We start from the raw sequence: 15,490 nt of genomic DNA, 5'->3' as shown, positions 1-15,490 counted from the left end.
CGACGCTCGCGCTGCGGATTATGCAGCGCTCTTGCCCTGATAGTCCCGGCAGTTACTCCGGACGGGCCCGGGTAGTGGCCAACAGGCTGCGCAGGTTGGCGGCCTTGGGCTTCACCAGCCAGAAGCGGCCGATGTAGTCGTCGAAATCCTCCAGAATATGCTCTGCCCATGCGCTGGAAGTTTCAGCAACATGTTCACGGATAACACCGCGAAGATAGTTGCGGTAGGACTCCATGTCCTCGCTTGAGATCCGCTGAATCTCGACAAGTTCGTGGTTATATTTGTCCACAAACGTGTTGTTCACGTCCAATACATAGGCGAAGCCGCCGGTCATGCCTGCACCGAAGTTATGTCCGGTGCTGCCCAGCACGGTAATAAGCCCGCCGGTCATATATTCGCAGCAGTGATCGCCTGCCCCCTCGACAACGGCGTGGGCGCCCGAGTTTCTCACGCCGAAGCGCTCACCCGCCCTGCCAGCGGCGAAGAGCTTGCCCCCGGTGGCGCCATACAGGCAGGTATTGCCGACAATTGACGTTTCCTGGGATTCGAAGCTGCTGCCGGCCGGTGGCCGCAAAACCAGCTTGCCGCCGGTCATGCCTTTACCGACATAGTCGTTGGCATCGCCTTCCAGGATCAGGTTAAGGCCACCAACATTCCAGACCCCGAAGCTCTGGCCTGCTGTGCCAGTCAGGTTGAGCGTGATCGGTGCCGACACCATGCCCTGGTTACCATGCTGATCGGCAATTTCTCCCGACAGCCGGGCACCAATGGAGCGGTCACAGTTGGTGACCCGATAGCTGAACTCGCCGCCTTTCTTGGCCGCAATTGTTTCCGCGATGTCCTGGACCATCTTTTCAGCCAGCGTACCCGGGTCAAACGGATGATTCCGCTCCACCTGACAGGTATGCGGCTTGTCTTCCGGGATATCGTCATTGGACAGCAGGCGCGACAGATCCAGCTTCTTCTGCCGGGGCGTATTGCCCGGCAGACGCTCCAGCAGATCGACACGACCTACCAGCTCCTCAAGGCTCCGGACACCGAGCTGAGCCAGCCAGCCACGGGTTTCCTGCGCGACAAAGCGGAAGAGGTTCATGGCCATTTCCACCGTCCCCTTGAAGTGCTCCTCGCGCAGATGCTCGTTCTGTGTGGCAACACCGGTGGCGCAATTATTCAGGTGGCAGACTCGCAGGTAGATACAGCCCAGCGCCACCATGGGCGTGGTACCGAACCCGAAGCTTTCTGCACCCATAATGGCGCCTTTCACAACATCCAGACCTGTCTTGATGCCACCGTCTGTCTGCAGACGGATCTTGCCGCGCAGATCGTTGGCTCGCAGTGCCTGCTGGGTCTCACACAGACCAAGCTCCCAGGGCGAGCCGGCATAGCGAATCGAGGTCAGCGGGCTGGCCGCCGTACCACCATCGTAGCCGGATACGGTAATCAGGTCGGCATAGGCTTTGGCAACGCCCGCCGCAATGGTACCAACCCCCGGTTCGGACACCAGCTTGACCGACACCAGTGCGTTCGGATTGACCTGTTTGAGGTCAAAAATCAGCTGTGCCAGATCCTCGATCGAATAGATATCATGGTGTGGTGGCGGCGAAATCAGCGTGACGCCCGGTACCGAATACCGCAAGCGTGCAATCAGCTCGTTGACTTTGCCACCGGGCAACTGACCGCCCTCGCCCGGCTTGGCACCCTGGGCGACCTTGATCTGCAGGACATCGGCACTGCGCAGGTACTCCGCGGTCACGCCAAAGCGACCCGAAGCAATCTGCTTGATCTTGGAGCGTTTATTGGTGCCGTAGCGGACCGGGTCTTCCCCGCCCTCGCCGGAATTGGATCGCCCGCCCAGGGTATTCATCGCCACCGCCAGCGCCTCGTGGGCCTCTGGTGACAGGGCCCCCAGCGACATACCGGCCGAGTCGAAGCGTGGCAGGATGCTCTCCACGGGCTCCACTGCTGACAGATCAATCGGCTTGATGTCCTTGCGGAACACCAGCAGGTCGCGAAGGGTGGCAACCGGACGCTCATTCACCAGTCCTGCGTATTCCATGTACTGGCCGTAATCGCCGCTGGTTACCGCTTGCTTGAGTTTGCCAATCACATCCGGATTGAAGGCATGGTATTCCTGGCCATGAACATATTTCAGCAGACCGCCCTGGGTAATCGGCTTGCGGGCCTTCCAGGCGGTCTTCGCCAGCTGTTCCTGATCCTGCTGGAAGTCGTAGAATCCGGCACCCTGAATACGGCTGGGGACACCGGTAAAGCAAAGATCGACCACTTCATCGGCCAGACCGATCGCTTCGAACAACTGGGCTCCACGGTAGGAAGTGATGGTGGAGATGCCCATCTTGGACAGAATCTTCAGCAGACCCTTGTTGATGCCCTTACGGTAGTTATTCTTGGCGTCGATCGGGTCGATCATGACTTCACCGGTGCGAATCAGATCGTTCAGCAACTGGAAGGCCAGATAGGGATACACGGCGGTCGCACCGAAACCGAAGAGCACAGCAAAGTGATGAGGGTCGCGGGCCCAGCCGGTTTCCACCACGATATTGGAATCACAGCGCAGCCCTTTCCTGCCCAGATGATGATGTACCGCGCCAGTCGCCATCATGGCATTGACCGGGAGTTCCCCCTCGTTGAGATCCTTGTCCGTGAGAATCACAATGACTTTGCCATCACGAACCATCTGTTCGGCTTTCTGACAGACCTGCTCGATCGCCTTTTCCAGCCCCACTTCCGGGCTGTAACCCAGTGGAACCCGGGCAACCTCAAAACCGGGCCGATCGTTATTCGCGATCCGCAGGAACTTCGCAGGCGACAGCACTGGCGTGGTCAGGATGATCCGGTCAGCATGTTCGGGAGACTCCTCGAAGACATTGCGCTCGGCCCCGATGCAGGTCTCCAGAGACATGACGATGGATTCGCGCAATGGATCGATGGCAGGGTTGGTTACCTGGGCGAACCTCTGGCGGAAATAGTCTGCAATATGGCGCACACGGCTTGAAAGCACAGCCATGGGCGTATCATCACCCATGGAACCGACGGCTTCCTGGCCGTTTTCAGCCAGCGGCCGCAGGATCTGATCCCTTTCCTCATAAGACACCATGAACATCTTCTGGTGAATCTTGAGGTCTTCCGATTTCATCAGCCTGAACTCAGGTGGTGTTTCCCGGTTCAGGGTCGCCTCAACCCGCAGCGCATTCTCCCGCAGCCACTGTTTGTATGGCTGGGCACCCTTCAGACGCTGGTCGATGTCTTTGGTATGCAGCAGTTCCCCGGACTGGGTATCAATCGCCAGTATCTGCCCGGGACCAACCCGGCCTTTGGCAACCACATCCTCAGGCTTGTAGCCGTAGGTGCCGATTTCCGAGGCCAGGGTAATGAAGTCGTCTTTGGTAATAACCCAGCGCGCCGGTCGCAGGCCATTCCGGTCCAGCATACAGACTGCGTAACGGCCGTCTGACAGTACCACGCCGGCCGGGCCATCCCAGGGCTCCATGTGCATGGAGTTATATTCATAGAAGGCACGTAACTGGGAATCCATTGTGTCCACGTTCTGCCAGGCAGGCGGAATCATCATTCTGACTGCACGAAACAGATCAACTCCCCCGGCAAGCAGAACCTCAAGCATGTTATCCATACTGGAGGAATCCGACCCCGACAGGTTTACCAGCGGCTGCAGAGTCTGCAGGTCCGGCAACGATGGCGAACTGAACTTGGCCGCACGGGCAATGGCCCAGTTGCGGTTGCCGTCAATGGTATTGATCTCGCCATTATGCGCCAGATAACGGAACGGCTGGGCCAGCGGCCACCGGGGCGCGGTGTTGGTAGAGAAGCGCTGGTGAAAGACACAGATGGCCGTCTGCAGGTCAGGGTCGCCAAGATCCTTGTAGAAATTGGCCAGATCTGCCGGCATCATCAGCCCTTTATAGGCCAGGGTGCGGTGCGAGAGGCTGCAGATATAAAATTCAGGATCGTCCACCATGTCGTTCTCGGCATGGCGACGTCCGACGAACAGACTGATCGCAAACTCCTGCTCGGTCTGTTCTGACGGCACCACAAAAACCTGTTCAATCCAGGGCAGACAATCGAGCGCCATGGGCCCCAGACAGCTTTGGTCCGTCGGAACCTTGCGCCAGCCCATGATTTCGGCGCCCTGCTCTGTCAGCCGTTTTTCCACCGCGGCACGACCCGCTTCTGCTCTGGACTCGTCAGGGCTCAGAAACACCTGACCAACCGCAAACAGGCCATCCGGCGCTCTGCCAAAGCATGCCTTGGCGGCCTTGCGCAGAAATGTATCCGGGCTCTGAATCAGCAGACCACAACCATCGCCGGTCTTCCCGTCGGCAGCGATGCCACCACGGTGGGTCATGCAGGTAAGAGACTCTATGGCAGTTTGTAACAGCTTGTGGCTGACTTCGCCTTTGATATGGGCGATCAGGCCAAAGCCACAGTTGTCCCTGAATTCACCCGGGTGATACAAGCCTGTCGTCATAACCGTTCTCTCACGTAGAAATGCCTTTCAATCAAAAAGTTAAGTTGGAAATAGCCAATCTCGGAACTTTTGACACTGAAAATCGGGGCAAATGAGTTTACACGCGTACAAATACGTACTCAAACCAATGCCTTTCAATACTAGGACGACTGGCGATCAAATACGAGCGCGACCAAGAGTTGCACCCTGCACACTCACAGAGTAGACATTCTTGTTTTTAATGCAGTTTTTTATTCTGGAGCAAGACGGTCATCAGAATCCGCTAAGATTTTTTACCCAGGGCGACTGACGCTCCAGACCACGCGGTAATTCACTGATCGCGTCCCTGGCTGCCGCTTTGGTGGCGAAATTTCCGAAAAATCCGACGTACCAGTCCTTGCCCTGACGCTTCGTTACAGTATACCGGATACTGATTGAAGATTCGTACTGCTCAATCACATTGATAACCGTCTGCTCCTGATTACCGGCAATTACCTGTATTGTCCAGCCAGTTTGGGCCACAATTTCGTCCAGAGGCATGAAGGCCTCCGGTTTCATCGGGGCAAAAGTGGGTTCTGGTTCTGGTTCTGGTTCTGGCTCTGGCTCTGGCTCTGGCTCTGGAGAAGGCTTTACGGGTTCAGGCTCTGGGCCAAACTCTGGTTCCGCCGGTAACTCCGGCTCTGGCACATACGCCCCCAACTCTTCGCCGACGCCGACCACCGGACTGTCGGGGCCGATGGTAACACTCTTGCGCACCGGCTCAGGCTTTGTGCGCACCTCCTCGCGATTTTCTGCGCGGTCTACCGACGCATCATACTGACGGGAAACCAGCCACCAGGACCCGGCCAGCACGACCAGCGCCAACGCTGGCCAGCGCGCGCTCAACACCCAGCTGAAACGGGGAGGCCGGGGTCCCCGGACCGACGCTCTGTCCAGCCAGACTGCAGGGGCGACCTGCTTCAGCCTGGCAAAGTTGCCCTGGCTCAAGCGGTGCAGTGTCGCCAGCCTGGGCGCAGACAGAAGCGCTTTCACATCACCTCCGGCGCTATGGATCCGTGGTTCGAGATAGGAAAAAATTTCAGTTTCGGACAAGGGCTGCAGATGGATCCGGAAGACAGCGTCGTTGCTGCCAGCCAGACCCGGCAAATCCGCCAGTTCACTACTGCCGCTGAAAACAAGGGCGGCCGCAGACGCCCTGTCGGCGGCCTGATAGGCACTGACCAGCAACTGCACTACATCCGCAGGGATACGCTCTGCATCGTCGATCAGCAGGACCATCCGGCGACCTTTTCCGGTGCGCGCTTCAGACCACCGGAAAAAACCGTAGACCGTATCCTCCGGGTCATCCGTGGATTCCAGGCCCCGACTGGCCATTGCTGTTAAAAGACTGGCCAGGGCCCGGGTACTGCTCAGCGAATCCGGTGGAATCTGCTTGAAATCCAGCCCGGGGGACTCGCTGCGGACAAGCTCTGCGAGCAATCGGGTTTTCCCGGCGCCGTCTTCGCCGGTCACCACGAGCGCGAGATCACCGAAGCCACAGAGATGCCTGAGGGTTTCCAGGGCATGGTGCCTGGATGCCCCGGGAAAAAACGGCTCCTCCATCGCCAGTGGATCTGCCTTGAGCCCGTACCGGGCTTCAAGCTCAGCAACCAGATCTTCACCATCAAGGCCGTTCAGGTCGTTATCGGCCGCAGTTGTAAAAGAACTCAACGTATCTGCCCCCTCAACCGGAACAGTAGGCAGTCAGAGTCTCGCCGAGACACCGGAGGTCAGCTTCGCCGGTAACCACCGCTTCACCCAGCGACCGCAGTACCACAAGCCTCAGGCTGCCATCGACATTTTTTTTATCGACGGCCATCAGCCTGAGAAAATCCTCAGGAGTCATCCCGGCGGGTGCCCGGCCGGGTAATCGTGCGCTGGCAATCAGCCGTATGGCCCGGTCCCGGTCAGCCGTTGTGATCCAGCCCTGACGCGCCGAGAGGTCGGCCGCCATCATCATTCCGGTGCCTACAGCTTCCCCGTGCAGAACCTTGCCGTAACCTGCGAAGGTCTCAATAGCATGACCAAAGGTATGCCCGAGGTTGAGAATCGCCCTCAGTCCACCTTCCCGTTCATCCAGCGCAACCACTTCGGCCTTGCAGGCGCAGGAGCGATAGATAGCTTCCGCCAGTGCGGCCTGATCAAGATCGAGCAAAGCCGGAATATTGGCTTCCAGCCAGGCCAGGAACTCTGGTGCGCGGATCAGACCATACTTTATAACCTCGGCAAGCCCCGCAGAAACCTCACGCGCGGGCAGCGATTTCAGGCTCTCCGTGTCAATCAGCACCATTTGTGGCTGATGGAAAGCACCAATCATATTCTTGCCCAGAGGATGATTGATTCCGGTTTTGCCACCAACGGAGGAATCCACCTGTGACAACAGGGTGGTCGGGATCTGGATAAAGGCAACGCCACGCTGGTAGCAAGCGGCCGCAAAACCCGCCGTGTCTCCGACGACACCGCCACCCAGAGCTACCAGTGTGGTCTGACGAGAGTGGCGCTGCTGCAGAAGAGCATCGAAGATCAGGTTCAGGGTCTGCCAGTGCTTGTATTGCTCTCCGTCTGGCAGAACCACGGTATCCACCTGTTTTCCGGGAAAGCAGGCACGTGCGGACTCCAGGTAGAGCGGCGCAACCGTTTCGTTGGTCACAATCATGACCTGCGAGCCCGCGACCCAGGCAGACAGATCCGAGTTTGCCAATAACTGCCGGCCAATGACAATCGGGTAGCTGCGGTCACCCAGATCAACATTCAGCTCTTTAACCGTGTCACGCATGTTTACTGCCCTCTTTACCAACCTTTCTTACTTGCCTGGGAGATTTTGGGTCCATGCGGTTGACCAGTTGGCGGACCACCAGGCGCGGGCTCTTTCGGTCGGTGAACATCACAATATCGGCCAGTCTGGTATAAAGCGGATCTCTTAACGCAAACAGCCGCCGAAGCACGGCTTCGGGATCATCGCTCTGGAGAAGCGGGCGATTCCTGTCTTTGCGGGTTCGTTCCACCTGCTGCTCAACGGATGTTTTGAGGTAAACAACCAGGGCGTCCCGCTTGAGGTGCGCGTGATTTTCCTCCCGCATCACGGCACCGCCGCCCGTGGCCAGAACAGTCTGTGACTGGCCGGAAAGCTCGCTCAGGATGGCCGTCTCACGGTGTCGGAAACCTTCCTCGCCTTCCACATCAAAAATCCAGGGAATGTCTGCACCACATCGCTCTTCAATGATTCTGTCCGAATCCATGAAACGATAGCCCAGCTCCCTGGCCAGCATCCGGCCAATGGTGCTTTTGCCAGCCCCCATCGGACCGACCAGGACAACTCGTTTGGGCAAAGACATAAATTCCGCCTAGGTGTATTCAGCCGGGTGAGAATATCACAGGGCAGGTCTTTCCATAAGTTTCTGCAAATAAGTGACAAAAAAACCGCCGTAAAGACGGCGGTTTTTTTGTTCTGGCGACCGGCTACTGGATCAGGTCGCTCTTGACTATCTTCGGAGTGATAAAGATCAACAACTCGCTGCGCTCGTCAATATGCTCTGTGCGCCTGAACAAACGCCCGATATACGGAATATCGCCAAGGAAAGGCGTTTTGGTCGTTGTGGTTGCCACTTCAGACTGGAAAATGCCACCCAGCACAACCGTCTCGCCATTACCAACCAGTACCTGGGTAGTGACCGAATTGGTATTGATGGACGGAATACCGGCAGTCACTTCGCCACGGGAATCCTGGTTGATAACCAGATCCATGATGATTTTGTCGTCCGGGGTAATCTGCGGCGTCACCTCAAGAGAAAGCGCAGCTTCCTTGAATGAGACCGAGGTTGCACCGCTTGACGATGCTTCCTGGTAGGGAATTTCCTCACCGGACTTGATCGACGCAGTCTGGCGATCAGCCGTCACAACTCTGGGCTGGGAGACAACCTCTGCCTGACCATCGCTTTCCAGCGCGGACAACTCAAGATCGACCAGAAAATCATCACTGCCCCAACCGAGCGCAAAGGACGATGCACCCTGGGCGCTTACACCAAGATCGACCGCCAGTGCTCCGGGAAATGTGGTCTCGAACCCGACACCCGGCGCAGAGGAATCACGACCATCCTGAACCCCGTCAAGGGAGCCACCGACGGAAATGACACTGCCGTCTCCGTTGATATCGTACGCGGCGCCGCCCCAGCGAACACCAATATCTTCAGCCACATTGGTCTGGGCCCGGACAATCCTGGCTTCAATCGAGACCTGCCGCACCGGTACGTCCCAGGTTGTAACCAGGCGACGGATCTCGGTCAGTTTTTCCGAAGTCTCCCGAACACTGATGGTATTGGTGCGCGCATCAGAGGACACGAAGCCCCTGGAGGAAATGAGCTCTGAATCCGCCTGAATCAGCGCAACCACATCGGCCGCTTTGGCATAGTTCACCTGAATGATGTCCAGGCGAACCGGCGCCAGTTCGGCGATCTGCTTGTTGGTCTCAATCTCGAGTCTTTCCCGCGCCGCGATTTCATCAGCCGGAGCAACAAGCAACACATTGCCGATCTGGCGCTTGTCCAGGCCCTTGGTTTTGAGGATCAGATCAAGCGCCTGGTCCCAGGGAACATTCTGCAGGCGCAGGGTAATGCTGCCGGTGACAGTATCGCTGGCAACCAGATTCAATCCGGTAAAGTCGGCAATCAGCTGCAGTACCGAACGCACCTCAATATCCTGGAAGTTCAGGGAAAGTTTGTCGCCGGTGTAAGGGAACTTGTCCTCGCGACGTGACTCCGCCTCCTGCTCCGTCAGCCTCTCAACGCTGACGGTAAATTCACTTCCTGACTGGTAGGCAATGTAGTCATAGTTACCCTCCGGCCGGATCTCGACAATGGCGCTGCCATCCTCTGTAAACGTATCAATGCGGGTTACCGGCGTTGCGAAATCGGTGACGTCCAGCCGGCGACGCAGGTTTTCAGGCACAGTCAGGCTGTCCATTGTCAGCCGGATCTTGCCGCCCAGTTCCGACAGGTCCACCGGCGCATTCGCCCGACCAAGATCAACGATGATCCGACCCTCGCCGTCTTTGCCGCGGCGAAAATCAACACCGGCCAGCTGGTCTGATGCAGCGGAAGAGCTGGTGCTATTGTCTGCGGCGCTGGTGGCAGTTGCAGACGGCGAAGAGGCGACCGACGGCGAACCACCTGCGCCAATCGTCATCACCAGGCTGTTCTGGTTACGAACCGTCTGGTAAGGCACCAGTTCAGCCAGATTGAAGATCAGACGGGTACGGTCATTGGTCTCGACAACGGTCATGCTCTGGGCGTTGCCGGAACCCAGGGAAATATTTCTCGAACTGAGCCCGCTGGTGGTATCCCGCAGATCCACCGCAATACGGGCAGGGCGCTCTATGGTGTATCCCGTTGGCTCAGGTGGCATGCCATCGAAAGACAGGACCACTTCTACCCTGTCGCCGGACAGCGACGAAAACGACACGTCTTCCAACGTGACCGCCTTGGCCAGGCCCGACAACAACCCAAGAGCAATAACGCTGACGTATACATTGAGTTTTCTAAACATCGCTAGCCTCGACCCTAAGCTTTTTTGTTCATGCATGTTTCTTTGAGTATTCATTGATATGTCGCCCCTCAGCCTTCTGCGCCACCGTCCAGCGTCAGCGAACGCGGACGCTCTACCCATCCGCCACGACCATTCGGAACGATCTCGATCAACTCTATCCGGGTTTCATTGACACCAATAATACGACCGTAATTCTGACCCATATAATTGCCGGTTCTGACCCGATGAATACCGCCAGCGTTATCTCTGATCAACGCAAACAGATTGTCTGATTCCCCACTGAGGGTGCCAACCATGGTGAGTTCTTTCAGTCCGAAATTCTCAAGCACTTCTTTTGGACGATCCAGATCCGGCTCCACGTTACTGGTCGGTTCTTCGTCCATCATTGTCAACTGGACGTCAACCGGTGGCTCAAAAGGCGACCGGCGGTCGGCTGCCGAATAGGTAAAGGCCTCGTAGGATTTGAATTCCGGCAGAGGTTCAACAAATCCCCTCGGCTTTGCCCGGGTTTCCGTCATGAACTGGTCGAGATCGGAAAATCCGCTGTCCTGGGAACACGCCGTCAGCAACACCACCAGACCAATTCCAGAACAGGCTTTCACTGCATGCTTCAGACCCATGCTCACTCCCCTGCCCGGTATCGATAAGTACGCGCGAGAACCTGCATATCCAGGCGTTCGCCATCACCGCCAAGCGGAGCAATGGTCAAATCATGCAGCGTCACAATCCGCGGCAACCCGGCCACACTGCTGACGAAGCTTGCCAGCTCATGGTAGGAGCCGGTCACACGGATATTAATGGGAAGCTCGGAATAGAAATCCCGCTGACGCTCAGCCTGAAGCTTGATTTCCCTGAGATCCAGCCCGCTGCCACGGGCCGTGTTGGTGATATCTTCAAGCAGTCCGGGCACTTCTGTCTCGCTCGGCAGCTGACGCACCAGTGCACCGAAAGTATCTTCCATTTCCACCATCTGAGCCTTGAAAACTTCCAGGTTAGCGGCCTGATAGGCCTTGCTTTCATACCGCTCGCGAAGCTGTTGTTCCTCTCGCTCCACTCTTTCCAGCTGGGCGTACTGATCCTTGATGAAGAACCAGTAGCCACCACCGAGAATCAGGCCGAAAACAAGCAGCGCGACGACCGCCTTGACCGGGCCCGGCCAGATCCCGGCATTGTTGATGTCGAGATCGTTGATATCAAATTCGTTGAGCTTTTTCATCGAGTCCGCGAGGCTCATTATTCATCCTCCTTTTCGGGCTCTGGCGTTTTCTGTTCAACGGTCAGATTGAACTGACTGTAGCCTGCCCTGCGGTTTTCGGCAGACGCCACATTCGACAGGTTGGGCTGTGTAAACCAGTCTGACTCTTCGAAACGACGCATGAGCGAGGCAATTCTGCTATTCGATTCCGACATGCCAACGATACTCAACCGATCAGAACGCTTGGTAAGCTCGGTGTAGTAAAGGCCATCCGGCAGCGTCCTTACCAGCTCGTCGAAAACCCGGACAATGACCGGTCGTTTACCCTGCAGATCCTGGATAACGGTCATGCGCGCAAGCAGCTCGTCGCGCTTGCGCTTGAGACTCTCGATTTCCTTGATCTGCTGGTCCAGCTGTTTTGTCGCGGTCTGAATATAGGAATTGCGCGATTCCTGATAGGCGATCCGGCCATCCATATCGGTTTTCCAGAGAAAGGCAAGACCGCCCGCTATAATAGCGGCGCCGAGAATCATGACGACGAACTGTTTCTGCTTTTCGGCCCTTAGCTCTTCGCGCCAGGGTCTGAGGTTAATCTTTGCCATCAGTCAAAGCTCCTCATTGCCAGACCGCACGCAATCATCAGCGATGGGGCATCGTTACTGAGGGACGAGGCATTAACACGGGACCCTATTGACATTTCCGCAAACGGGTTCGCCACCAGTGTCGGCGTACCTGTCTTTTCCTCAACCATTTCCGTAAGCCCCAGAATGGAGGCCGCACCACCGGCGAGCACAACATAATCCACCGCGTTGTACTGGCTCGCACCGAAGAAGAACTGCAATGCCCGCGCAACCTGCTGGACTACCGCTTCCCGGAATGGATTCAATACTTCCGACTCGTAATCGTCGGGAAGACCGCCCTGCTTTTTCGCCAGACCGGCTTCTTCCAGAGACAGACCATAGCGGCGCTGGATTTCTTCGGTCAGCTGTTTGCCGCCAAAAATCTGTTCGCGGGTGTACACCGTTCTGCCTTCGGAGAGAACGCTCAGCGTGGTCATGGTCGCACCGATATCGACAATGGCGACCACCAGTTCCTCACCCTGGGAATCCAGTTGTGGCTCGATCAGGGCATAGGCACGTTCAAGGGCGTAAGCCTCGACATCGACCACCTTGGAGGAGAGGGAGGCGATCTCCAACGCATCTTCGCGGATGTCGACGTTTTCCTTGCGGCAGGCAGCCAGCAATACATCCACCTGATCGGGGTTGGTGTCGGACGGGCCCTGCACTTCAAAGTCAATCGCCACTTCATCCAGCGGATAAGGAATGTACTGGTCCGCTTCCATGGTAATCTGGTCTTCCATTTCAAATTCGTTAAGGCCGCGGTCCATCTGGATCACTTTGGTGATTACCGCTGAACCGGAGACGGCTACTGCAACCTGCTTGACACCGGTGCGGGCCTTGGACGCAACCCGTTTGAGGACTTCTCCGACCGCTTCGACGTCAGTGATATTCTTCTCGACAACAGCATTGGCCGGCAAGGGCTCTACCGCGTAGCTTTCAACCTTGTAGCGGTTACCCTGCTTAGATAACTCCAGGAGCTTTACCGAGCTGGAACTGATATCCAAACCGAGGACCGCACTGGATTTTTTTCCTGACAATCCGAACACTGGCTCACCCTATAACTGGTTAGACGCACCGGGTCATGATTGGTTTGTTAAAACCGCTTCATATGTATTTTTTATTTAAGAGAATTTCTTTATCTTTCCGTCTACAATGCCATTTCTTCTTTAATCGTGGAAATTGCTGCCTGGAAGCGTCTTTTCGTTCCTAAAGCAATTTCTCAGATGATAGACCTATATCCAACAGTTGTCAGAAAAAAATGTCTCATTTGTTGCGCACATCACGCCTCTTTGCCTGGTTCTTTGTCGTCGGTCTCAGTATAGCGACTCTTATTGCTTCCGGATTCTATCTCTACCTTCGGCCCGGCTTACCCGCCGTCGAGCAACTTCTGGATATCAGACTTCAGACTCCGTTGCGGGTCTTCAGCGCAGACGACAGATTAATAGCAGAATTCGGTGAAAAGAGAAGGGCACCAGTCACAATAGAACAGATCCCTACAATTCAGTTACATGCCTTTCTGGCGGCGGAAGATGCCCGTTTTTATGAGCACTTCGGGGTCGACATAAGAGGCCTGATGCGGGCTGCAATTGAACTGGTCTCCACTGGCGAGATTCAGTCCGGCGGCAGTACCATCACAATGCAGGTTGCAAAAAATTACTTTTTGTCACGCGACAGGACGTTTATTCGCAAGTTCAACGAGATACTTCTTGCTCTTCAGATCGAACGTGAACTGGATAAAAATCGCATTCTGGAGCTTTATCTGAACAAGATTTATCTGGGTAACCGGGCCTACGGAATCGAGGCCGCGGCCCAGGTTTACTACAACAAACCAGTTGCCGAACTTTCCCTTGCCCAGATGGCCATGCTGGCGGGATTGCCAAAAGCACCCTCGGCCTACAACCCGATTGCCAACCCCGTGCGCGCAGGCATCCGTCGGGACTGGATCCTCAGTCGCATGCGCGACCTGGGTTACATCACCGATAGCGCCTACGAACTGGCATCCAGTGCACCGATTACAGCCAGCTACAATGCTCCATCTACCGAAGTGGACGCAGACCATGTGGCCGAAATGGCACGCAACGAAATGGTCAGCCGGTATGGCGACGCCACCTACACCGACGGTTACAGCGTCACCTTGACTGTTAACAGTCGCAAACAGCAGGAAGCTACGGAAGCACTCCGGGCAGGCCTTGAGGCCTATGACCAGCGCCATGGTTTCCGCGGCCCTATCGGCCAGGTATCCGGCGAAGCTCTGGCACCGGATAATCTGCCGGGACTTATGGCCGGCTATCCCATGGTAGCCAGCCTGATCCCTGCCGTGGTCACAGCCGTGCGGGACGAGGACATGGTCGCGGACGTCTATGCGCGGACTCTGGGTCAGGCCGTGATTCCTTTCGGGACCATGACCTGGGCTCGCCGCCACAAGACAGAAGACCTTATGGGGCCGGAGCCGGAACAACCGTCCGATGTACTCGGCGTCGGTGATATTGTTTATGTGAAGACCATTGAGACTCAGGACCCCGGGTCACAGCCAGAACCCGCTCAGGACCAGACTCCCGGCCCGGAGCCGAAGCTGGAACTTGCGCTATCGCAGGTTCCCAAGGCTCAGGGCGCGCTGATCTCGCTGAAAGCAAAAACCGGAGCCGTTGAAGCACTGGCCGGCGGCTACAGCTTCAGCCAGACCAAATATAACCGCGCCACCCAGGCCCGTCGTCAGCCGGGCTCAACGTTCAAACCGTTTCTTTATCTGAGCGCGCTCGAAAAAGGCAAAACCCCCGCCACCATCTATAATGACGCGCCCATTGTGTTCGATGACTCCGAGCTGGAAACCGCCTGGCGGCCGCAGAACTCTTCCGGCCAGTTTTACGGCCCAACCCGCCTGAGAGAAGCACTTTACCGCTCCCGCAACCTGGTATCCATTCGCCTTCTGCGCGACCTGGGCATTCAGTCAACCATAGATTATCTTGACCAGTTGGGTATTCCCACCCAGAACATGCAGAAGGATCTTTCCCTGTCATTAGGGAGTGGCCTGCTGACACCCATGGACCTGGCAAGAGGCTTTGCGGTAATCGCCAACGGGGGTTATGACGTTCAGCCCTACTTCATCAAACGGATTACCGACGTTAATGGCGAGGAGCTTTACACCGCGCCGAAAACGATTCTGTGTGACACCGACTGCGCTCAGGAACAGACGACCGGAAACACTGAAAATACCGGAAACAACGAAGAGCCGCAGACCAGGCTGGCACCGCGACTGGCAGATGAACGCGCGGTCTACATCCTCCATTCCATGATGCGGGACGTTATTCGCCTGGGCACTGGCCGCCGAGCGCTGGCGCTGGGCCGCGATGACATCAGCGGCAAAACCGGCACCACCAATGAACAGCGCGACACCTGGTTCGGCGGTTTCAATCACGATATCGCAACAACCGTGTGGGTCGGCTTTGACCAGCCCGCGCCACTGGGCCGCGGCGAATTTGGTGCCAGTACCGCACTGCCGATCTGGCTTGATTACATGGAAGTGGCACTGAAAGATCAACCTTCGTCATTGATGCCCCGCCCGAACGGCATCGTCAACGTCCGTATTGATCCGGATACGGGCAAGCGCGCAAG

General features: G+C 56.6%; 10 protein-coding genes. 1 reads left to right on the top strand and 9 read right to left on the bottom strand.

Translation table 11 applies throughout. From position 1 onward, the window contains the following. Window positions 1–52 precede the first annotated feature (52 nt). The 9 genes from gltB to VJ956_RS11160 all read right to left on the bottom strand — a co-directional run bounded on the left by gltB (window position 53) and on the right by VJ956_RS11160 (window position 12,924). The gene (gene gltB / locus VJ956_RS11200; protein WP_324084872.1) at window positions 53–4,504 is read right to left on the bottom strand and encodes a glutamate synthase large subunit; all 4,452 of its coding nucleotides are present in this window, start codon (window positions 4,502–4,504) and stop codon (window positions 53–55) included. A gap of 252 nt (window positions 4,505–4,756) precedes the next feature. After that, the gene (locus VJ956_RS11195) at window positions 4,757–6,193 is read right to left on the bottom strand and encodes an AAA family ATPase (RefSeq protein ID WP_324084870.1); all 1,437 of its coding nucleotides are present in this window, start codon (window positions 6,191–6,193) and stop codon (window positions 4,757–4,759) included. A 13-nt stretch (window positions 6,194–6,206) separates the two neighbouring features. Then, complete coding sequence (gene aroB, locus VJ956_RS11190; RefSeq protein ID WP_324084868.1) at window positions 6,207–7,298, bottom strand: 3-dehydroquinate synthase; 1,092 nt, start codon at window positions 7,296–7,298, stop codon at window positions 6,207–6,209. Beyond that, window positions 7,291–7,857, bottom strand: a complete 567-nt coding sequence (gene aroK, locus VJ956_RS11185) for a shikimate kinase AroK (RefSeq protein ID WP_324084866.1) — start codon at window positions 7,855–7,857, stop codon at window positions 7,291–7,293. Before aroK ends, aroB begins: the two co-directional genes overlap by 8 nt. A 124-nt stretch (window positions 7,858–7,981) precedes the next feature. After that, the gene (gene pilQ / locus VJ956_RS11180; RefSeq protein ID WP_324084864.1) at window positions 7,982–10,063 is read right to left on the bottom strand and encodes a type IV pilus secretin PilQ; all 2,082 of its coding nucleotides are present in this window, start codon (window positions 10,061–10,063) and stop codon (window positions 7,982–7,984) included. A gap of 68 nt (window positions 10,064–10,131) precedes the next feature. Then, the gene (locus VJ956_RS11175; RefSeq protein ID WP_324084861.1) at window positions 10,132–10,683 is read right to left on the bottom strand and encodes a pilus assembly protein PilP; all 552 of its coding nucleotides are present in this window, start codon (window positions 10,681–10,683) and stop codon (window positions 10,132–10,134) included. Window positions 10,684–10,685: 2 nt separating this feature from the next. After that, on the bottom strand, window positions 10,686–11,297 hold the full coding sequence (locus VJ956_RS11170) for a type 4a pilus biogenesis protein PilO (protein ID WP_324084859.1): 612 nt from the start codon (window positions 11,295–11,297) through the stop codon (window positions 10,686–10,688). Then, window positions 11,297–11,860 (bottom strand): PilN domain-containing protein, encoded by a 564-nt coding sequence (locus VJ956_RS11165; RefSeq protein WP_324084857.1) that lies wholly within the window; start codon window positions 11,858–11,860, stop codon window positions 11,297–11,299. Before VJ956_RS11165 ends, VJ956_RS11170 begins: the two co-directional genes overlap by 1 nt. Continuing rightward, window positions 11,860–12,924 (bottom strand): pilus assembly protein PilM, encoded by a 1,065-nt coding sequence (locus tag VJ956_RS11160; protein ID WP_324084855.1) that lies wholly within the window; start codon window positions 12,922–12,924, stop codon window positions 11,860–11,862. Before VJ956_RS11160 ends, VJ956_RS11165 begins: the two co-directional genes overlap by 1 nt. Window positions 12,925–13,136: 212 nt before the next feature. Between VJ956_RS11160 and VJ956_RS11155 the strand changes: the two genes are divergently transcribed. Then, window positions 13,137–15,490, top strand: a 2,354-nt coding sequence (locus VJ956_RS11155) for a penicillin-binding protein 1A (protein WP_324084852.1), incomplete at its 3' end; no start/stop codon positions are given.

The sequence above is a fragment of the Marinobacter sp. genome (assembly GCF_035268745.1).
In the GTDB taxonomy this organism is placed as follows: domain Bacteria; phylum Pseudomonadota; class Gammaproteobacteria; order Pseudomonadales; family Oleiphilaceae; genus Marinobacter.
Note: the sequence above shows the minus strand (reverse complement) of the source record. Positions and strands in the feature narration are given on the sequence as shown.

Excerpts from the sequence above, each read along its gene's own strand:
- gltB (WP_324084872.1), bottom strand. The coding sequence starts at position 4,504 with ATGACGACAGGCTTGTATCACCCGGGTGAATTCAGGGACAACTGTGGC.
- aroB (WP_324084868.1), bottom strand. The coding sequence starts at position 7,298 with ATGCGTGACACGGTTAAAGAGCTGAATGTTGATCTGGGTGACCGCAGC.
- aroK (WP_324084866.1), bottom strand. The coding sequence starts at position 7,857 with ATGTCTTTGCCCAAACGAGTTGTCCTGGTCGGTCCGATGGGGGCTGGC.
- pilQ (WP_324084864.1), bottom strand. The coding sequence starts at position 10,063 with ATGTTTAGAAAACTCAATGTATACGTCAGCGTTATTGCTCTTGGGTTG.
- VJ956_RS11175 (WP_324084861.1), bottom strand. The coding sequence starts at position 10,683 with ATGGGTCTGAAGCATGCAGTGAAAGCCTGTTCTGGAATTGGTCTGGTG.
- VJ956_RS11170 (WP_324084859.1), bottom strand. The coding sequence starts at position 11,297 with ATGAGCCTCGCGGACTCGATGAAAAAGCTCAACGAATTTGATATCAAC.
- VJ956_RS11165 (WP_324084857.1), bottom strand. The coding sequence starts at position 11,860 with ATGGCAAAGATTAACCTCAGACCCTGGCGCGAAGAGCTAAGGGCCGAA.